This is a genomic window from Sandarakinorhabdus sp. (assembly GCF_040398645.1).
GTDB lineage: Bacteria > Pseudomonadota > Alphaproteobacteria > Sphingomonadales > Sphingomonadaceae > Sandarakinorhabdus.
The window spans coordinates 20,530-40,607 of sequence record NZ_JBBATR010000012.1; the positions used below are offsets into that span (position 1 = coordinate 20,530).

The 20,078-nt window shown below is 66.2% G+C and carries 17 protein-coding genes; 16 read left to right on the forward strand and 1 reads right to left on the reverse strand.

What is annotated here, in order from left to right; genetic code table 11:
• The 14 genes from ABWP50_RS04505 to ABWP50_RS04570 form a co-directional block, all read left to right on the forward strand.
• On the forward strand, window positions 1-408 hold a 408-nt coding region (locus ABWP50_RS04505), incomplete at its 5' end, for a glutamate ligase domain-containing protein (protein WP_353216800.1).
• On the forward strand, window positions 405-1,790 hold the full coding sequence (locus tag ABWP50_RS04510; protein WP_353216801.1) for a UDP-N-acetylmuramoyl-tripeptide--D-alanyl-D-alanine ligase: 1,386 nt from the start codon (window positions 405-407) through the stop codon (window positions 1,788-1,790). The genes ABWP50_RS04505 and ABWP50_RS04510, both read left to right, overlap by 4 nt.
• On the forward strand, window positions 1,787-2,860 hold the full coding sequence (mraY, locus tag ABWP50_RS04515; RefSeq protein WP_353216802.1) for a phospho-N-acetylmuramoyl-pentapeptide-transferase: 1,074 nt from the start codon (window positions 1,787-1,789) through the stop codon (window positions 2,858-2,860). The genes ABWP50_RS04510 and mraY overlap by 4 nt, the downstream gene beginning before the upstream one ends.
• Window positions 2,857-4,146, forward strand: coding sequence for a UDP-N-acetylmuramoyl-L-alanine--D-glutamate ligase (murD, locus tag ABWP50_RS04520; RefSeq protein WP_353216803.1), 1,290 nt, complete (start codon window positions 2,857-2,859; stop codon window positions 4,144-4,146). Before mraY ends, murD begins: the two co-directional genes overlap by 4 nt.
• A gap of 2 nt (window positions 4,147-4,148) precedes the next feature.
• Window positions 4,149-5,375 carry an FtsW/RodA/SpoVE family cell cycle protein gene (locus ABWP50_RS04525; RefSeq protein WP_353216804.1) on the forward strand — a complete coding sequence of 409 codons (1,227 nt, stop codon included), beginning with the start codon at window positions 4,149-4,151 and terminating at the stop codon, window positions 5,373-5,375.
• Complete coding sequence (murG, locus tag ABWP50_RS04530) at window positions 5,372-6,532, forward strand: undecaprenyldiphospho-muramoylpentapeptide beta-N-acetylglucosaminyltransferase (RefSeq protein ID WP_353216805.1); 1,161 nt, start codon at window positions 5,372-5,374, stop codon at window positions 6,530-6,532. The genes ABWP50_RS04525 and murG overlap by 4 nt, the downstream gene beginning before the upstream one ends.
• The gene (gene murC / locus ABWP50_RS04535) at window positions 6,529-8,001 is read left to right on the forward strand and encodes a UDP-N-acetylmuramate--L-alanine ligase (RefSeq protein ID WP_353216806.1); all 1,473 of its coding nucleotides are present in this window, start codon (window positions 6,529-6,531) and stop codon (window positions 7,999-8,001) included. The genes murG and murC overlap by 4 nt, the downstream gene beginning before the upstream one ends.
• The gene (gene murB / locus ABWP50_RS04540; protein ID WP_353216807.1) at window positions 7,998-8,888 is read left to right on the forward strand and encodes a UDP-N-acetylmuramate dehydrogenase; all 891 of its coding nucleotides are present in this window, start codon (window positions 7,998-8,000) and stop codon (window positions 8,886-8,888) included. Before murC ends, murB begins: the two co-directional genes overlap by 4 nt.
• Entirely contained in the window at window positions 8,885-9,829 is a 945-nt protein-coding gene (locus ABWP50_RS04545) for a D-alanine--D-alanine ligase (protein ID WP_353216808.1), read from the forward strand. The genes murB and ABWP50_RS04545 overlap by 4 nt, the downstream gene beginning before the upstream one ends.
• On the forward strand, window positions 9,826-10,719 hold the full coding sequence (locus tag ABWP50_RS04550; RefSeq protein WP_353216809.1) for a cell division protein FtsQ/DivIB: 894 nt from the start codon (window positions 9,826-9,828) through the stop codon (window positions 10,717-10,719). The genes ABWP50_RS04545 and ABWP50_RS04550 overlap by 4 nt, the downstream gene beginning before the upstream one ends.
• Before the next feature lie 19 nt (window positions 10,720-10,738).
• Entirely contained in the window at window positions 10,739-12,016 is a 1,278-nt protein-coding gene (ftsA, locus tag ABWP50_RS04555; protein ID WP_353216810.1) for a cell division protein FtsA, read from the forward strand.
• Window positions 12,017-12,074: 58 nt separating this feature from the next.
• Window positions 12,075-13,631, forward strand: coding sequence for a cell division protein FtsZ (gene ftsZ, locus ABWP50_RS04560; protein WP_353216811.1), 1,557 nt, complete (start codon window positions 12,075-12,077; stop codon window positions 13,629-13,631).
• 69 nt (window positions 13,632-13,700) lie between these two features.
• Window positions 13,701-15,131: a DUF1800 domain-containing protein gene (locus tag ABWP50_RS04565; protein WP_353216812.1), complete on the forward strand. Its 1,431-nt coding sequence runs from the start codon at window positions 13,701-13,703 to the stop codon at window positions 15,129-15,131.
• The gene (locus ABWP50_RS04570) at window positions 15,128-16,297 is read left to right on the forward strand and encodes a DUF1501 domain-containing protein (protein WP_353216813.1); all 1,170 of its coding nucleotides are present in this window, start codon (window positions 15,128-15,130) and stop codon (window positions 16,295-16,297) included. The genes ABWP50_RS04565 and ABWP50_RS04570 overlap by 4 nt, the downstream gene beginning before the upstream one ends.
• Window positions 16,298-16,333: 36 nt before the next feature.
• Here the strand turns inward: ABWP50_RS04570 and ABWP50_RS04575 are convergent, their stop codons facing one another.
• Window positions 16,334-17,194 carry an alpha/beta hydrolase gene (locus tag ABWP50_RS04575; RefSeq protein ID WP_353216814.1) on the reverse strand — a complete coding sequence of 287 codons (861 nt, stop codon included), beginning with the start codon at window positions 17,192-17,194 and terminating at the stop codon, window positions 16,334-16,336.
• A gap of 163 nt (window positions 17,195-17,357) precedes the next feature.
• Here ABWP50_RS04575 and ABWP50_RS04580 point away from each other — a divergent pair, with 163 nt between their 5' ends.
• Window positions 17,358-17,813: a (2Fe-2S)-binding protein gene (locus ABWP50_RS04580; RefSeq protein ID WP_353216815.1), complete on the forward strand. Its 456-nt coding sequence runs from the start codon at window positions 17,358-17,360 to the stop codon at window positions 17,811-17,813.
• On the forward strand, window positions 17,810-20,077 hold the full coding sequence (locus ABWP50_RS04585) for a xanthine dehydrogenase family protein molybdopterin-binding subunit (RefSeq protein ID WP_353216816.1): 2,268 nt from the start codon (window positions 17,810-17,812) through the stop codon (window positions 20,075-20,077). The genes ABWP50_RS04580 and ABWP50_RS04585 overlap by 4 nt, the downstream gene beginning before the upstream one ends.
• Window position 20,078: the final 1 nt, after the last annotated feature.

Here is a 20,078-nt window from a genome sequence, read left to right on the forward strand (position 1 = left end):
TATGTCGATTACGCCCACACGCCCGATGCCATTGTGGCGGCCTGCGCCGCGCTGCGCCCGCATGTGGCCGGCCGGCTGATCATGGTGATCGGTGCGGGCGGTGACCGTGATGCCGGCAAACGCCCGTTGATGGGCGCCGCTGCGGCTGCCAATGCCGATCTTGTGATCATCACCGACGACAATCCGCGCAGCGAAGACCCCGCCACGATCCGCGCCGCGGTGCTGGCCGGCGCACCCGCCGCCGCCGAAGTGCCCGGCCGCCGCGAAGCCATTGCCGCTGGCTTGAGCCAGGCGCAGGCCGGCGATGTCGTGCTGATTGCCGGCAAGGGCCACGAACAGGGCCAGATCGTGGGGGACCGCGTGCTGCCGTTCGATGATGTAACCGTCGCGCGGGCGTGCGCAGCATGAGCCTGTGGACCAGCCAGGCCATCGCCGCAGCCACCGGCGGCACCGCCAGCGACGATTTTGCCGTGGACGGCGTCACCTTTGACAGCCGGGAGGTGCAGCCCGGCGATCTGTTTGTCGCGCTACCGGGCGAAACCGCCGATGGCCACCGCTTTGCCGCCGGGGCTATCACCAACGGCGCAGCGGGTTTGCTGGTCAGCGCGGCCGCAGATGGCCCGCGAGTGCGCGTGGCCGACACGATGGCAGGGCTGAATGCGCTGGCCGCCGCAGCGCGGGATCGCAGCGCAGCCATCCGCATCGGCGTCACCGGCAGTGTCGGCAAGACCGGCGTGAAGGAAGCGCTCAAGGCCGCGCTCGGCCGCTTTGCGCCTGGCGCGGTGCATGCCAGCGTCAAAAGCTACAATAATCACACCGGCGTGCCGCTGTCGCTGGCGCGCATGCCGGCACAAAGCCGCTTTGGCGTGTTTGAAATGGGCATGAACCATCCCGGTGAGCTGATGCAATTGACGGCTCTGGTGCGCCCGCACATTGCGGTGGTTACCTGGGTCGCCAGCGCCCACCGCGAATTCTTCGACAGCGAAGCCGATATCGCCCGCGCCAAGGCCGAGATTTTCAGCGGGCTGCCAGTGGGCGGCACGGCGATCATCCCGCACGACAATATCCATGCCGATTTGCTGGCAGCCGCCGCCCGCGATGTCGGCGCGCGCATCGTGCGCTTTGGGCAGACCGCCGGCGCTGATGTCCGCGCGGAGCAAGTGAAACTCCATGCTGATTGCAGCTGCGTGACCGCGCAGATCGGCAGCGAGCGGCTGACCTATCGGATTGGCATGGCCGGCCAGCATTGGGTAAACAACAGCCTGGCCGTGCTGGCCGCTGTGCAGGCCGCCGGCGGCGATCTGGCGCTGGCGGGGCTGGCGCTGTCGGACTTTGATGGCTTGCCGGGGCGCGGCCAGCGGCTGCGCGTGGCCGCATGCGGCGGTGAGGCCATGCTGATCGATGAGGCCTATAATGCCAATCCAGCCAGCATGGCCGCCAGCCTTGCCGTGCTCGCAGCCATCACGCCGGCCGGGCGCGGCCGCCGGCTGGCGCTGCTGGGCGGCATGAAGGAATTGGGATTGTTGTCCGAGGAATTTCACACCGGCATCGCCCCGCATCTGCTGAAGGCCGGCGCCGCAGTTGCGGTGCTGGTGGGCGATGACATGGAGCCGCTGGCGCGCGCACTTGGCCGCCAGATCGATGTGCGCCATGTGGCGGATGCCGATGCCGCGCTGGCCGAAATCAGGAAAACGCTGGCCGCAGATGATGTGCTGCTGGTCAAGGGATCGAACAGTGTCGGGCTGGGCCGGGTGATTGCCGCGCTGGCCGCCGGGGGGAACGCCGCATGATCAAGCTGCTTGCCGATCTGGCCGGGTATGACGGCGTGTTCAACCTGTTTCGCTACATCACATTCAGGGCGATTGCCGCGCTGATGACATCGCTGGCGATTGCCCTGCTGATCGGCCCGCGTTTCATCACGTTGCTGCGCGCCCGGCAGGGGAAGGGCCAGCCGATCCGCGAAGACGGGCCGGAATGGCATCTGCTCACCAAGCGCGGCACGCCGACCATGGGCGGCCTGCTGATCCTGATTGCGCTGTGCATCTCGTCGTTGCTGTGGATGGACCTGGCCAACGGCTTTGTGTGGACGGCGCTGCTGGTCACATTGGGCTTTGGCGCCATTGGTTTCATGGATGATTTTGACAAGGTAACCAAGCAAAGCCACAAGGGGGTATCGGGCAAGGTGCGGCTGGGGCTTGAGTTTCTGATTGCCGGGCTGGCCTGTTCCTACATCGCCAGCCGCACCGGATTCACGCTGTATCTGCCGTTCCTCAAGGATTTCGGCCTGTATCTCGGCGTGTTTTACATCATCTTTGCCGCCTTCATCATCACCGGGTTCGGCAATGCCGTAAACCTGACCGATGGCCTCGATGGGCTGGCCACCATGCCGGTGGTGATCGCGGCTTCGGCCTTTGCGATCATTGCCTATCTGGTCGGCAATATCCGCTTTTCCGATTATCTGGGCATTCATCACGTGCCGGGTTCGGGCGAACTGGCGGTGTTTTGCGCGGCGCTGATTGGGGCGTGTCTGGGCTTTTTGTGGTATAATGCGCCGCCGGCCATGGTGTTCATGGGCGACACCGGCAGCCTCGCGCTGGGCGGCGCGCTGGGCACTATTGCGGTGGTGACCAATCATGAACTGGTGCTGCTGATCATCGGCGGGCTGTTCGTGCTGGAAACCTTGTCGGTGATCATCCAGGTGGTCAGTTTCAAAACCACCGGCAAACGCGTGTTCCGCATGGCCCCCCTGCACCATCATTATGAGAAAAAAGGCTGGCAGGAAGCGACTGTCGTGATCCGCTTCTGGATCGTTGCGATTCTGCTGGCGCTCGTCGGGCTGGCCACGTTGAAGCTGCGGTGATCACCTCGCCTGCCTTTGCCGGCAAACGCTGGGGCGTGCTGGGCCTGGCCCGGTCGGGCCGCGCCGTGGCGGCGGCGCTGGCGGCATCGGGCGGCGAAGTGTGGGCGTGGGATGACAATGCAGCCGCGCGCGCTGCCCATGATGGCGCGCTGATCAATCTGAACACCGCCGACATTGCCGGGCTGGCCGGCGTGATCGTGTCACCCGGCGTGCCGCACACGGCGCCGATCTTTGCCGCCGCGGCGCGCCACGGCGTGCCGGTGCTGGGCGATATCGAATTGTTTGCACTGGCGCGCGCTGCCATGCCTCCGGTGCGCGTGGTCGGCATTACAGGCACCAACGGCAAATCCACCACCACTGCGCTGCTCCATCATCTGTGCGCTGCTGCCGGGCTGGCCAGCGCGATGGGCGGCAACATCGGCCTGCCGATCATGGCGGCGTCGCCGTTGCCGGCTGGCGGCGTGTGGGTGCTGGAATTGTCGAGCTATCAACTGGACATCACCCACAGTCTGGCCTGCGATGTCGCCGTGCTGCTCAATCTCACGCCCGATCATCTCGAACGCCACGGCAGCATGGCCGGCTATGCTGCTGCCAAATCGCGGCTGTTCGCCATGCAGCAGCCCGGCAGCACGGCCATCGTCGGCCGCGTGGCGCAATCGGTCTATGCGGTGCAATCGGGGCCGGCAGAGACCCAATATATCGATGCAGTGACACCGCCAGGCGATCAGGCCGACTGGCCGGGCTTGCAAGGCCCGCACAATCTGGAAAACGCCCGCGCCGCCGTGGCAGCAGCACGCGCGCTGGGCATCACCGAAGCCGCCATTGCCGCCGGGCTGGCCAGCTATCAGGCGCTGGCGCACCGCATGGAGCCGGTGGGGGAGCAGCGCGGCCTGCTGTGGATCAACGACAGCAAGGCCACCAATCCCGACAGCACCGCCCCGGCGCTGACGGCCTATCCGCGCATCCACTGGATTGCCGGCGGCCGGCCCAAGCTGGATGGCGGCGGCCACGCCGATCTGTCGGCGATCCTGCCGCAATTGCAGAATGTCGTGCACGCCTGGTTGATCGGCGAAGCAGCCCCCTATTTTGCCCCGCAGATCAGCGCTTATGTGCCCACCAGCAGCGTCGGCACGCTCAGCGCGGCCGTGGCAGCCGTAACCGCTGCTGCCCAGCCGGGCGATACCGTGTTGTTCAGCCCGGCAGCCGCCAGTTTTGATCAGTATCGCGATTTCGAGCACCGAGGCGAAGCCTTCCGGTCGCTGGTCGCCCAGTTGCAGGAACATTGACGATGGCGCGCACTACCAATCGTGCCCCAGCCCCGCGTCCGGGGGCAGCCGCCTTCTCGCGCGGCGACCGCTCCAGCTTTGGCCGCTGGTTCTGGACGATCGACAAGACGCTGCTCATCCTGATCTTTGCGCTGATGGCCATCGGCATCATGGCCGTGGCCGCCGCTTCGCCCGTCGCTGCCCGCAAATTGTCGACCAGCAAGGAGCGGCTGGGCGATCTGCATTTCCTCTACCGGCAATTGGGCTGGATCGCGATGGGCCTGCCGCTGATGGTGGTGACATCGATGCTGGATGTGCGCCTGCTCAAGCGGCTGGCGGTGATTGGCACTGGTCTGGGGCTGCTGGCGCTGATGGCGGTGCCGTTCATCGCCGGCGACACCAATGGCGCGGTGCGCTGGATCGAACTGCCCGGCATCAAGATCCAGCCGTCGGAGTTTTTCAAGCCGTGCTTCGTCTTGACGACAGCGTGGCTGCTCAGCTTGCGGGTGGCAGATCGCAGCTTGCCGACCATCGAAATCACCGCCGGCATCCTGGCGGCCACCTTGGTCTGCCTGATTGCGCAGCCCGATATCGGCCAATCGGCGTTGATCGCGGCGGTGTGGCTGGTGCAGGCGATGCTGGCCGGCCTGTCGCTGAACCTGGTGGGCATCGCCATCGCCATCGGCGCCGCCGCGCTGGTATCGGCTTATTTCACCCTCGAACATTTTGCGTCGCGCATCGACAAATTCGTGTTTGGCGTGGGCGATACCTTCCAGATCGACAAGGCGCTGGACTGCTTTCGCGCCGGCGGCTGGGCCGGCACCGGGCCGGGCGAAGGCCGCATGAAATTCCGCCTGCCCGAAGCGCAAACCGATTATATCTTCAGCGTGATCGGCGAGGAATTCGGCCTGATCGCCTGCTGCATGGTGGCCGGGCTGTTCATGGGGCTGGTGGTGCGCGCCCTGCTGGTCGCCATGGATGAAGATGATCCGTTCGTGTTTCTGGCTACCGCCGGCCTGGCCACGCAGTTCGGCTTTCAGGCGGCGATCAACATGATGGTCAATCTTGATCTGCTGCCATCAAAGGGCATGACCTTGCCGTTCATCAGCCACGGCGGTTCATCCTATCTGGCCACCTGCATCGCTGCCGGGCTGCTGCTGGCGTTCACGCGCGGCAATCCGTTCCTGAAAGGCCGGCCATGGGCGCAAGGCCCAGATGGCTTTGGGCAAGCGAGGCTGCGCGCCACATGACAGACGCTACGCCGCCCGCATTGCCGGACCGTTATGACAGCCCGCCGCGCCGGCCAGGCCCGGGGCCTAACGGCCTCTATGTGCTGTGCGCTGGCGGCACGGGCGGCCATATGGTGCCGGCGCACTGCCTGGCGCTGGAATTGATGGCGCGCGGCCACCGCGTGCATCTGGTCACCGATGAACGCGGCTTGCGCTTTCCGGGCCTGTTTGCCGGCGTGCCGGTCACCCAGGTGGACGCCGCAAGCACTGGCCGCAGCGGCTGGCGCTCACTGCCTGCCGTGGCCTTGGCGGTCTGGCGCGGGCGGGCTACGGCGCGGGCCTTGTTCAAGGCGCTGCGCCCGCGGGCTGTCATTGGCTTTGGCGGCTATCCCTCGCTGCCGGGCCTGCTGGCCGGCCAATCCCTGTATCTGCCCACGCTGATTCACGAACAAAACGCCGTGCTGGGCCGCACCAATCGCTATCTGGCGCCGCGCGTGCGGGCCATCGCCACCAGCTTCCCGCGCGTGCGCTTCATGCACAGTGCGTGGCAGCGCCGCGCGCATTTCATCGGCAATCCGGTGCGCCCCGATGTGCTGAGCGCGCGCGATGAAGCCTTTGCGGCCGATGCGCTGCGCCCCCGGCTGCTGATCACCGGCGGCAGCCAGGGCGCTGCCATCCTCAACCAGGTGGTGCCGGCCGCGCTGGCGCTGCTGCCAGCCGAACTGCGCAGCCAGATCGATGTGGTGCACCAGGGCCGCGAAGAAGACCAGCCGGCCATGCGCGCCGCATATGAACTCGCCGGCATCCAAGTGCGCATCGCCGCCTATTTTCCGGATCTGCCCACCGAAATGGCGGCCAGCCATATCGTAATCGCCCGCGCCGGCGCATCAACGGTGGCGGAACTGGCGGTGATGGGCCGGCCATCGATTCTGGTGCCGCTGGCGATCGCCACCGATGATCATCAGGCGGACAATGCTGCCGCGCTGGTTGCGGTCGGCGCGGCGCAGATGCTCCGACAAGCCGATTTCACGCCGCAGCGCCTTGCAGAAGCCTTGACGCCGTGGCTGACCGACCGGCAGGAATTGGCGGCTGCGGCCAGCGCCGCGCGCGCCGCCGGGCTGCCTGAAGCCGCCAAGCGCCTCGCCAACCTTGTCATCGCCACCGGATTGATCGCATGAACCCGCCTGTTGCCCCTGCATTTTCGCTCGAGAATGGCAATATCCGCCTGCGGCCAGGGTTTCGCACCGATATCGGCGTCATCCACTTTGTCGGCATCGGCGGCATCGGCATGTCGGGCATTGCCGAGGTGATGGCCAATCTGGGCTTTGCGGTGCAGGGCAGCGATGCCGCCGATTCCTATGTCGTTGAGGGCCTGCGCCGCAAGGGCATCACCGTGTTCATCGGCCAGCGGGCCGAGAATGTCGCCAATGCCGCCGTTCTGGTGATTTCCACCGCGATCAAGCCCGACAATGTCGAAGTGGTGGCGGCGCGCGCCAAGCGCATCCCGGTGGTGCGCCGCGCCGAAATGCTGGCCGAACTGATGCGATTGAAAAGCTGCGTCGCGGTGGCCGGCACCCACGGCAAGACCACCACGACCAGCATGGTCGCCACCCTGCTCGATGCCGGCGGGCTGGACCCGACCGTGATCAACGGCGGTATCATCAACACCATCGGCTCCAACGCCCGGCTGGGGACGTCGGACTGGATGGTGGTTGAGGCCGATGAGAGCGACGGCAGCTTCCTGCGGCTAACCGGCACCTTCGGCATCGTCACCAACATCGATCCCGAGCATCTCGATCATTGGGGCGATTTTGAAAAGGTGCGCGAGGCGTTTCGCACCTTCGTGCACGCCGTGCCCTTTTACGGTGCCGCAATCTTGTGCATCGATCACCCCGAAGTGCAGGCGCTGATCCCCAGCGTTTCGGACCGGCGCATCATTACCTATGGCTTTGCCGCCACCGCCGACGTCCGCGGCCTGGACGTGCAGCCAGTGCCGGGCGGCAACCGCTTTGCCGTGCTGGTGCGCAGCCGCGAGGGCGCCGAGACGGTGCAGCGCCGCATCGATGATCTGATGTTGCCGATGCCTGGCCGCCACAATGTCCAGAATGCGCTGGCGGCGATTGCCGTGGCGCTGGAGTTGGGCGTCGATGATGCGGCCTTGCGCGCTGGCCTGGCGCGCTTTGGCGGTGTCAAACGCCGCTTTACCAAAGTCGGCGAAGTGGCCGGCGCAGTGATCATCGATGACTACGGCCATCACCCCGTCGAGATCCGCGCCGTTCTGTCCGCCGCGCGCGAAAGCGCAGCAGGCCGGGTGATCGCCGTGGTGCAACCGCATCGGTTCACCCGCCTGCGCGATTTGATGGCTGATTTCTGCGCTGCATTCAACGATGCGGACATGGTGTTTGTCGCGCCGGTTTATTCGGCCGGCGAAACGCCACTTTCCGGCATCAATGCGCCAGCACTTGCCGCCGGACTGGTCGCAGCCGGACACCCGCTGGCACAGTCTGTCACCGGCGCGGACGATTTGGCGGCCAAACTTGCCGGTGTTCTGCGCGCCGATGATCAGGTGATCTGCCTGGGCGCGGGCGACATCACCAAATGGGCCGCCGGGCTGGCCGACGCGATTGCCGGGTTGCGGGCGGGATGATCAACGTCGCCCCTCGCGGCCGGCTGACGCCTGATGCCCCGCTGGCCCCGCTGCTGTGGTTCAAGGCTGGCGGCGCGGCAGACTGGCTGTTTGAGCCCGCGGATCCGGACGATTTGTGCGCTTTTCTCAAGGCCTTGCCGGCCGATATGCCGGTGCTGGCGCTGGGCCTGGGCAGCAATCTGATCGTGCGCGATGGCGGCGTGGCGGGCGTGGTCGTGCGGCTGGGCAAGCCGTTCGCCAAGGTGAGCGCCGACGGCGAGACGCTGATCTGCGGCGGCGGCGCATCGGGCATCAGCGTCAGCAGCGCCGCCCGCGATGCCGGCGTGGCTGGGCTGGAGTTTCTACGCGGCATTCCCGGCACGGTCGGCGGCTTCGTGCGGATGAATGGCGGCGCCTATGGCCGCGAAGTGGCTGATGTGCTTGTAGAAATCACCGTGATCACCCGCGCCGGCACAGTGGAAACCCGGCTGGCCAGCGCCCTGGATTACAGCTATCGTCACTCCAACCTGGCCGATGGCGAGATCGTGGTTTCGGCGCGTCTGCGCGGCCGGCCCGGCGACAAGGCCGCCATCCAGGCCGAGATGGACCGCATCGCCGCCGCCCGCGAAGCCAGCCAGCCGCTGCGCACCCGCACCGGCGGCTCCACCTTCAAGAATCCGGCGCCGCACAAGGCCTGGGAACTGGTGCACAACGCCGGCTGCCGGGGCCTCAGGGTGGGTGGCGCCGAAGTATCGGAAAAGCACAGCAATTTTCTGATCAACAGCCACCGGGCGAGCGCGGCGGATATCGAAGCGCTGGGCGAACTGGTGCGGGCGCATGTACTGGCCAGGGCCGGCGTGAATTTGGAGTGGGAAATTCAACGCGTTGGCCGAGTGCGGCCAGCATGAAGGTCGCGGTGCTGATGGGCGGCTGGTCCGCTGAGCGGGAGGTCTCGCTGACCTCCGGGCGCTGCATTGCCGATGCGTGCCGCGCGCTGGGCCATGACGTGATTGCGGTCGATATGGGCCGCGATGTCGCCACCGTGCTCAGCGCCGCAGCCCCCGATGTGGTGTTCAACGCCCTGCATGGCACCCCCGGCGAAGATGGCACCGTGCAGGGCATGCTCGATTTGCTGGGCCTGCCTTACACCCACAGCGGCGTTACCACGTCGGCCATCGCCATCGACAAGGAGTTGACCAAGCTGGTGCTGGTGCCGGCCGGCATTCCGATGCCCAAGGGCGTGATCGTCAGCAGCGAAAGCCTGTTTGCCGGCGATCCGCTGCCGCGCCCCTATGTGCTGAAACCGATCAACGAAGGCTCGTCGGTGGGCGTCGCCATCGTCACCGACAGCAGCAACCACGGCCAACCCATCCACCGCGATGTGCCGGGGCCGTGGCACGAATTTTCCAGCTTGCTCGCCGAACCGTTCATTGCCGGCAAGGAATTGACCGTGGCCGTGATCGGGGACCGCGCGCTGGCGGTAACCGAATTGCAGCCAATATCAGGATTTTATGACTATGCTGCCAAATATACCGACGGACTGACCCGGCACATCTGCCCCGCGCATCTACCGGCCGAAATCGAAGCGGCCTGCCTGGCGCATGCGCTGGCCGCGCACCGTCTGCTGGGCTGCCGCGGCACCAGCCGATCCGATTTCCGCTGGGACCCGGATTACGGCCTGGCTGGGCTGTATCTGCTGGAAACAAATACCCAGCCCGGCATGACTCCGCTCAGCCTGGTGCCCGAACAGGCGCTGCATGTGGGCATATCCTACGAGCAATTGGTGCAGACTTTGATCGATCTGGCGCTGGAAGACCAGCACGCCAAAATTGGCGGCAAGCAAGCATGACGGCCGCAACCCTCAAGCGCGGCGCGCGGGTGCCCAGATCGGCGCAGGCGCGCCCGGCCAGCCCCGCAGGCAGCGCGGCGGCATTTGGCAAGCGCCGCTTTGGCAAGCTGCAGGCCGTGCTCGCTGGCGGCGTCTTGCTGGTGTTGGCGCTGGCCGCCGCAATCGCGTTTGGTATCCCGCAGCGGCTGTGGACAGGCTTTGTGCTGTGGACAGCGGCGCGCGGTTGGGAGGCTCGTCATGTCGAATTGACCGGCGCGCGCGAACAGAACCGGCTGGATATTTATGCCAAGGTTTTCAACGGCCCGACCAACGCCATGTTGGCCACCGATCTGCATGCGATGCGCGCCCGGCTGAAGCAATTGCCGTGGGTGGCCGATGCCACAGTGCAGCGCCGCTTGCCCGATACGCTGCTGATCGAAGTGGTGGAGCGCAAGCCAGTGGCGCTGTGGCAGATGAACCGGCAACTGGCCGCCATCGATATCACCGGCGGTGTGCTGTCTCGGCAGCGGCTGGAGCGGTGGAACGATCTGCCGATCCTTATCGGGCCGGGCGCCAACACCCGCGCCCACGAAGCGCTGGCGTTGATTGCCGCCACGCCGCTGGGCCGAGATGTGTTGGCCGCGACGCTGGTGGGCGAACGCCGCTGGGATTTGCGCTTCAAAAGCGGCGAGGTGCTGGCCCTGCCCGATCGCCCAGCCTTGGCCAAAGCAGCGCTGCTTGCCTTTGCCAAGCTCGACAGCCAGGGGCCGCAGCGCCTTCTGGGGGGGCATTTCACCCGCTTTGATCTGCGCCTGCCCGGCCGGATGACCGTGGCCGGCCCGGCCGTCGCGCAAACTCTGGCCGCCGAGGAAAAAGCCCGCCGCGCCGCACTGCAAGCCCGCAAGATCTGATCAGGACACAGCGACCGTCATGGCCCCGCGCATTCCGCTTCCCCCACTCAGCCGCAGCCAGCCCGAACGGCCGGTAGCCGTGCTAGATGTTGGCACATCAAAAGTCTCCGCGCTGATCGCCTTGATCGGCGGTGACGGCGAACCGCGCGTGATCGGCAGCGGCCAGAAACCCTGCAGCGGCCTCAAGCGCGGCACGATTACCGATTTCGACAAGGCGGAAATCGCCATTCGCGGCGCCATGGACCAGGCCGAACGCGCCGCCGGCTTGCAAATGAACAACGTGGTGGCCGGATTTGCCGCCGGTGCCATGGCCAGCGCCATGGCCAGCGCCGAAATCGATATCGCCGGTGCCAACATCACCCCCACCGATATGGTCACCCTCCGCCAGGCCGGGCGCGCAGCCATCGATCCGCGTGGCCGCACAGTGGTGCACGCGCTGCCAGCGTTGTACACCATGGACGGCCTGATCGGCATCGAAAGCCCGCTGGGCCTGCATGCCGATCGGCTGGGCATGGATATTCACGTGGTGACCGCCGACACACCGGCCATCCTGAACTTTGGCCGCGCCGTGGGCCAGGCGCATCTGGGCATATCGGCGCTGGTGGCCAGCCCGATGGCCGCAAGCCTGGCCGTTCTGGATGCCGAAGAACGCGACATCGGCGTGGCGCTAATCGAAATCGGGGCCGGCATCACCAGCATTGCCGTGCACAAATTCGGCATCGCCGTGGGTGTCGCCACCGTGCCGATGGGCAGTGTGGATATCAGCGATGATATTGCCGCTGCCTTTGCCACCCGCCGCAGCAGCGCCGAACGCTTGAAAACCTTTCACGGTGCCGCTGTCGCCACCAGCCGCGACCAGAGCGAGGTGGTGACCATTCCATCGGCAGCCGAAGATGGCGGCGGTGAACCCGCAAAGCTGCCGCGCGCCGTGCTGGTGGCGGTGATCCGTACCCGGTTGGACATGATGTTTTTCGAAATCAAGCAGGCGCTGGCGGCGCTGGGCTTTGTTGGCCCGCAAGCGCGGCGCATCGTGCTGACCGGCGGCGGCGCGGATCTGCGATCAATCGCCGATTATGCCGGCACCTATCTGGGCTGCAACGTGCGCATTGGCCGCCCGCGCGGCCTGATTGGCTTACCGCAGGCACAGGAAGGCCCAGCCTTTGCCACGCTGGCCGGGCTGGTGCTGTTTGCCGCCAGCGAGCAGGGCGACATCTGGCACCAGGCCGGAAGCGGCAAAAATGCTGCGCCGCGCCGCGGCCTGTCAGGGGTCATCGAAAAACTGTGGGGAAGTCTATGAAGCGGCCTTGCAGCGATTCGCACATAATCTAGTATGTAGTTGCCTGAGGAGACACGAGATGCTGGAATTTGCCAAAGTTGAACTCACTGAACTCAAACCGCGCATCGCGGTTGTCGGCGTTGGCGGTGCAGGCTGCAATGCCGTGGCCAACATGATCGCCGCTGAACTGACCGGCGTGGAGTTCATTGTCGCCAACACGGATGCCCAGCAATTGGCGCTGAGCCCGGCCGGCACCCGCATCCAATTGGGCATGAAGATCACCCAGGGCCTTGGCGCCGGTGCCCGGCCCGAAATTGGCCGCGCTGCTGCCGAAGAAACCCTCGATCAGCTGGAAACCGCACTGGACGGCGCGCACATGTGCTTCATCGCCGCCGGCATGGGCGGCGGCACCGGCACTGGCGCAGCACCGGTGGTGGCGCGCGCGGCCCGTGAAAAGGGCATATTGACGGTGGGGGTCGTTACCAAGCCGTTCAGTTTTGAAGGCAGCCGCCGCATGAAGGCCGCCGAAGCCGGCATTGCCGAGCTGCAAAAGCATGTCGATACGCTGATCATCATTCCCAATCAGAATCTGTTCCTGATCGCCAATGCCAATACCGGTTTCAAGGAAGCCTTTGTGATGGCCGATCAGGTGCTGCACCAAGGCGTGCGCGGCATCACCGATCTGATGATGATGCCCGGCCTGATCAATCTGGATTTTGCCGATATCCGCACGGTCATGAGCGAGATGGGCAAGGCCATGATGGGCACCGGCGAAGCCAGCGGCGAAGGCCGCGCCGTGGAAGCCGCCCAGAAGGCCATCGCCAACCCGCTGCTCGATGAAGTGTCGATGCGCGGTGCCAAGGGCGTGATCATCAACATCACCGGCGGTGACGATCTCAAGCTGATGGAAGTGGACGAAGCCGCCAGCTATATCCGCGACATGGTCGACGCCGACGCCAATATCATGGTGGGCAGCGCCTTCAACCCCGATCTGGCCGGCGTGATGCGCGTGAGCGTGGTGGCAACCGGCATCGATGCCGCTGCCAAGCAGTCGCCCATGGTGGCCCCCGCCAAGAAAGCCCCCGCCAGCGCCTTTTTGTCCCAACCCAATATCTTCTCCTCCCCTGACCGCATCCCCGAACCAATCGCGCTGGAGCCGATTGCCCAGCCAACGCCGGACCCGATTGCCGAGGCGCCGCCAGCCGAACAGGATGCGCTGGCGATTGCTGCCGACGATAGCGTTTCGAGCGTTGATACCGATGCCGATGACGCCATTGATCTGGGCAATGCCGAACGTGCCGACGATGTGCCGCCCGCCAGCTTCCGCTTCACGCCGCAAGTGCCAAGCCCGGTGCAGTCCGGCCCGGCCGGGCCAATGGGCAGCGGCGCACCTGCACAATCTGCTCCCAAAACAGCCACACAAGCTGCAACGCCAATTCAGCAGCCGGAGCCGGAGCCTGCCCCGCCCGTGGACGATCGCCCGCTCACGTTGTTTGAACGCATGATGGGCGTGTCCCGCCGGCGTGCACCCGAACCACCTGCCTCGCTGGCACCGGCCGCCAAGCCAGCCGCCAAGTCAGGTGATGGGGGCGATGATGATGTGCCGGGCTTTCTGAAGCGCCAGGGCAATCGCTGACGCCGTCCACGCCAGAGCACCGCGAATTTTCCCGCGAGGGAAAATACATGTTGCCCACGTTGGCATGACATGAGCAACGCTGCCATCGCGCTTAATCGTTTCGGCCTTGGTGCCAGGCCGGAAATGGCTGCACCCGCTGATCCGCAAGGCTGGCTGCTGGGCCAGTTCGATCAGTTTGATCCGCGCCCTGCCGTTCTGTCCGGCTTGCCCGGCGGAGCGGCCATGACCCTGCAATATCGCCAGAATCTGGCCGCCTTGCGCCGGGTCGGCATTGGCGGCCTGCCGCGCCAGCCCGGCGATCCAGAGCCACTGAAAGGCCCGGAAGCCGAAGCCGAGGCCAATCGCTATCAGCAGGAACGCCGCCAGGCCTTTCGCCAGGCCTATGGCGCGCAGGTGCAGGCGCGGCTGGCAATGGCCATCAGCGGCCCAGCACCATTTGCCGAACGGCTGGTGCATTTCTGGGCCAATCATTTTGCCATTTCCACCGACAAATTGGCCACCGCCACCATGGGCGGCCCGCTGGAATTCGAAGCGATCCGGCCCGGCATCACCGGGCGTTTTGGCAGCTTGCTGCTGGCGGTGGTGCGCCATCCCGGCATGATGTTTTATCTGGATCAGGCGCAGTCCATCGGACCGGGCAGCTTGCTCGCGCAGGCGGCGCGCCGGCGAAATGCACCGCGCCAGCCCGGCCTGAATGAAAATCTGGCGCGCGAAATCCTCGAATTGCACACGCTGGGCGCCGGCCATTACACGCAGGCCGATGTCGGCGGGCTGGCGCGCGCACTCACCGGCTGGAGCATTGGCGGCTTTGTGCGCCGCCCCCTGGGCGTGCCGGCCCCGGACGGTGAATTCGTGTTTCAGCCAAATTGGCACGAGCCGGGCAGCGTCACCGTTGCCGGCAAAACCTATGCGCAGGGCGGCGCTGCGCAGGCAGAGGCGATCCTGAACGATCTGGCCACTCACCCGCGAACAGCGCAGCGGCTGGCCGAAAAACTGGCTCGGCATCTGGTGGCTGATGTGCCGCCACCGGCCCTGGTTGCGCGCATGGCGCAGGCCTATCTGGCCAGCGGCGGCGATCTGATGGCGCTGTACCGCGCCGTGGTCAACGCACCCGAAGCCTGGGCGCAGCCGCTGGCCAAATTCAAGACGCCGTGGGACTGGACGGTTTCGGTGGCGCGCGCATTGCCAAAAACAAACATGCCCGATCTGCGGCTGGTACTAATGCTGGCCGAACTGGGCCAGCCGGTGTGGCGGCCAGGATCGCCGGCAGGCTGGCCCGACGATACCGCACGCTGGGCGGCGCCCGATGCGCTGATGCGCCGGGTGGAAGTGGCGGGGCGGCTTGCAGGGTTGGCCGGCGGCGGCGATCCGCGCGGGCTGGCGGCAAAATTGTTGCCGGGCACCCTGTCTGCTGCCACCAGCGCAGCCATTGCCCGCGCCGAAAGCCCTGCCGAAGGCACCGCCTTGCTGCTGGTTTGCCCGGAGTTCCTGCGCCGATGATCGATCGAACTGTTTTTGTCAGCCGGCGCAATTTGCTTGCGCGCGGCGCATTCATCGGCGGGCTGGCGCTGCACCCGCGCTTGGCGCTGGCGGCTGCCGGCACGGATGCGCGGCTGGTGTTCATCATCTTGCGCGGCGCCATGGACGGGCTGGCCGCTATCCCGCCGCTGAACGACAATCGCCTTGAAAAGCTGCGCGGGCAGCTCGCTGCGCCGCCAGCGCAACTGGGCGCGCCGATCAAATTGACGGCGGATTTTGCTGCGCATCCGGCGCTGGCAGGCTTTGCCGGCCTGTTTGCGGCTGGTGAGGCTGCTGTGGTGCACGCCATCGCCAGCCCCTACCGGGAGCGCAGCCATTTCGATGCGCAGAACATTCTCGAAACCGCCGGCAACGCGGCTTATGCGGTCAAGGACGGCTGGCTGAACCGCTTGCTGCCGCTGCTGCCGGCGCAAAGCCCGGCCGTGGCGCTATCGGCCACGTTGCCGGCGCTGTTGCAGGGCGCTGCCCCGGCCACCAGCTTTGCGCCCAGCCGGCTGCCCGATGCCAGCGCCGGGTTGAAGGTGCGTGTGGCAGCCCTGTACGAAGCCGATCCGCTGCTGCACCGCCTGTGGAGCGACGCCATCGCCACCGAAATGATGGCCGGTGCCAGCGGCAGCGCGGATGGCCCAGGCAACAGCGCCGCCCTGGCTGCCACCGCTGCTCGCCTGCTGGCCGATGCCAGCGGGCCGCGCATTGCCGTGCTGGATATGGGCGGCTGGGATACGCATGCCGGGCAAGCCCAGCGGCTGAACAACCAGCTGCGCCAGTTGGACGGGGTGTTTGCCGCGCTGAAATCCGGGCTGGGTGCGGCATGGTCCAACACGCTGGTGATTGCCGCCACCGAATTTGGCCGCACCGTGGCAGCCAACGGTACCGGCGGCACCGATCACGGCACTGCAAGCGCGGCGCTGCTGGCCGGCGGGCGCGTGGCGGGCGGTAAGGTGCACGGCGATTGGCCGGGGCTGGACCGCTTGTTCCAAGACCGTGACCTGATGCCGACCAGCAGCTTGAACGCGCTGTTTGCCGGGGCTGTTGCCGGCCTGTTCGGGCTGGATCCTGAACTGGTGGTGCGCCGCGCGTTCGCTGCCGCGCCAGCCAAGGCGATGACCGGCATCATCAGGACATAAAGCGCCAACCCGCCCGAGACCCGCCTTACGTGCTGCTCAAGGTGCGCTTGCAGCCGGCGCCAATGCCGTCAGCAGGAAATTGCTGGCATCCGCAAGCGCCGTCGCCTTGCCGCGAAACGGCTTTGACAGCGCCAGCAAGATACCGATGTGGCCCACATCATCATACAGCTTCACGGCGGCGCGGCCGCCAAGATCGGTGATGGCATTGGCCAGGCGCTCGCTGTTGCGCGGCAGCACCGTGGTATCGGCGGTGCCGTGCAGCAGCAGCAGCGGCGGCGCATCGGCCCGCGCAAAGTTGATCGGCTGGGTATCAGCCAAATCGGGCGCATTACCAAGCGCCAGATCGGCGGCGCCGCCGGCTGTAAAGGGCCGGAAATCATAGGGTCCAGCCAGACCGACGGCGGCCTTGATGGTGCCGGCTACGCTCCAGCGCTGATCAAGGGCCAGCAGCAGGGCAATGTGTGCGCCGGCGCTGTGGCCCATCACGGCGATGCGGGCGGGATCGCCGCCGTGCACGGCAATATTGGCGACTGTCCAGCGCACTGCCGCCGCGCCATCTTCGACGAAGGCCGGCCAGCGCACCTGCGGCACCAGCCGGTAATCGGGCACGACCACCACAAAGCCCCGCGCTGCCAAGGCGCGGGCGGCAAAGCCATAGCCGCTGCGATCGCCGCTTTTCCAGCTGCCGCCATAGAAGAACACGATTACCGGCAACGCAGCGGCGGAGCCTGAGGGCGCCCACACGTCCAGCCGCTGGCGCTGATCTGGCCCGAACGCCGCGCCATCGACCAATTGCCGAACACCGCCGTCGCCTGGCGTCAGCCGGTTAACACCATTCAGCGCGCCCAACGGCGAACATGCAGCAGCTAGTGCCGACAGGGCGGTTACGGAAAGCATGGAGCGGCGGGACATCATGGCAGGGCGATAGGGCCAAGCGCGGCTTCAGGCAACATCGGGAGATACGATCCAAAAGGCTGCGCCGAGCAATGATGATACGCGCTTCGCGCCGATTGCCGGGCCGAAGCAGCGCGGCTATGCTGTTTTGGCAACGCAGGGAGGGATGGCCATGAAGCTGAACATCAACGGCAAGCCAGTGGAGGTGACCGCCGATCCCGATATGCCGCTGCTGTGGGCCTTGCGTGACGTGCTGGGCATGACCGGCACCAAATTTGGCTGCGGCGCAGGTTTTTGCGGGGCCTGCACGGTGCAGTTGGACGGCGAACCGGTGCGTGGCTGCCAGACACCGATTTCAGCCGTGGGCACCGCCAGGATCACCACCATCGAAGGCCTGTCGGTGTCGGCCTGGGGCCGCAAACTGCAGGACGCATGGGTGGCGCTGGATGTGCCGCAATGCGGCTATTGCCAGGCCGGGCAATTGCTGGCCGCCGAAGCGCTGCTGCGCACCACGCCCAAGCCGACTGATGCCGATATCGATGCGGCCATGAGCGGCAATCTGTGCCGCTGCGCCACCTACACGCGCATCCGCGCTGCCATCAAGCAGGCGGCGTCAGCGTGAGCATCGCCGCCCTCAAGCCGTCGCGGCGGGCGGTGCTGCAGGCCGGTGTGCTGGCGGGCGGCGGGCTGTCGCTGGGTTGGCATGTTTCGGGCGCCAACGCCGCGATGCCAGGCGCCTTGTCGGCCTTTGTGTTGGTGCATCCCGATGGCGGCATCGATATCACCGCGCATCAGCCAGAAATCGGCCAAGGCGTGAAAACCAGCTTTCCAATGATGATCGCCGAGGAACTGGACGTCGATTGGGCGCAGGTGCGCGTCGTGCAGGCCCCGGGCAATCGCAGCGTTTACGGCGTGCAGTTGGCCGGCGGATCATCGGCCACACCCACACAATTTGATCGCATGCGCCGGCTGGGCGCCGGTGCGCGCGCCATGCTGATCGAGGCTGCCGCCAAGGGCTGGGGCGTGCCAGCCAGCGAAGTTACCACCGCCAGCGGGCGGCTCTATCACCGCGCCAGCAATCGCAGCGCGGGCTATGGCCAGTTTGCCGCCGCCGCCAGCGCCGTGGCTCCGCCCAAGCCCGAAAGCCTGACGCTGAAGGACCCGGCGCAATTTCGCATATTGGGCAAGCGCGTGCCAGGCGTGGACAACCGCGCCGTTGTGACCGGCCAGCCGCTGTTTGGCATCGATGCGCGCCCGGCCGGCATGGTTTATGCCGCGTTCGCCAAATCGCCGGTGTTTGGCGGCAATCTGAAAAGCGCCAACAAGGCGGCTGCGCTGGCAGTGCCAGGCGTCAAGGCCGTGATCGACATTGCCCAGCGCCGCGATCTCAAGACCGAGATTGACGTGGGATTGCCGGGCATCGAAATGTTGCAGCAGGGCATTGCCGTGCTGGCCAATTCAACCTGGGCGGCGCTGAAGGGCCGCGACGCGCTGGCCTGCGAATGGCAGGGCGGCGACGCGGCGTTCCAGTCCACCACGGCCTGGGATGCCGCCGCTGCCAAGGCGCTGCAGGGTGGCCCGGCCATGCCCGCCCACATCAACCACGGCGATGCACCGGCAAAACTGGCGGCGGCAGCCAAACGGGTGAAGGCCGATTATAGTTACCCGTTTCTTGCCCATGCCGCCCTGGAGCCAATGAACTGCACGGCGCACGTGGCCAACGGCAAATGCGAATTGTGGCTCTCCACCCAGACGCCGGAGGATGCGCGCCGCATGGTGGCGCTGGCGCTGGGGCTGAAGCCCGAGGATATCACGCTCAATCTGATGCGATCGGGCGGCGGCTTTGGCCGGCGCTTGATGAACGATGTCGCCGTGGAAGCCGCCGTGATTGCCAAGGCCGCCGGCGTGCCGGTGAAATTGACCTGGGATCGCGGCCAGGATTTTGCCCACGACTGGCTGCGCCCCGGCGGCTGGCACCAACTCGAAGCCGGGCTGGATGCCAAGGGCGATATCATAGCATGGCATGATCATTTCATCAGCTTTGGCCGCGACGGCAAGCTCGATCCGCCAGCGGTGATCGATGCGTCGCTGTTTCCATCAGGCGTGATCCGCGATTACCGCGCCGATGTGACCGTGCTGCCGCTGGCCTCTACGCTGGGCTGGCTGCGCGCGCCGATCAACAATGCCTTTGGCTTCATCACGCAGGGCTTCATCGATGAATGCGCGCATGCGGCGGGGCGTGACGGGCTGGAGTATCGCCGGGCGCTGCTCGGGCCGGGCCGGGCCATCCCGATCGCCGAGGAATTCAGCGGCGAAACCAAGGCCGATGCCGGCGGCACCCCCTATCACACCGGGCGCATGCGCGGCGTGCTGGACAAGGCCGCCGCCATGGCGGGTTGGGGCGGAAAACTGCCAGCGCGGGCTGGCATGCGCAGCGGCCAACGCAGCGGCATGGGCATCGCCTTTCACTTCAGCCACCTTGGCTATTTTGCCAATGTCGTTGAGGCCAGCGTCGCGGCCGATGGCAGCGTGAAGGTGCACAAGATCTGGGTGGCTGCCGATGTCGGCCGGCAGATCGTAAATTTGTCGGGCGCAGAGAACCAGGTGCAAGGCAGCGTGATCGATGCATTGGGCGCCGCAATGGGCCAGCGCATCACCTTTGCCGACGGCGCCGTCGAGCAGCGCAATTTCGGTGATTATCATCTGGCCCAGATGAGCGACGCGCCAGCGGTGGACGTGGCGTTTGTGGCGACCGATTTTGCCACCACCGGCCTTGGGGAGCCGGCCTATCCCAGCCTGGCGCCAGCGCTGGCCGCGGCGATTTTTCAGGCGACAGGCACCCGCCTGCGGCAATTGCCGTTCGACACAAATTTGCTGAAGGCCTGAG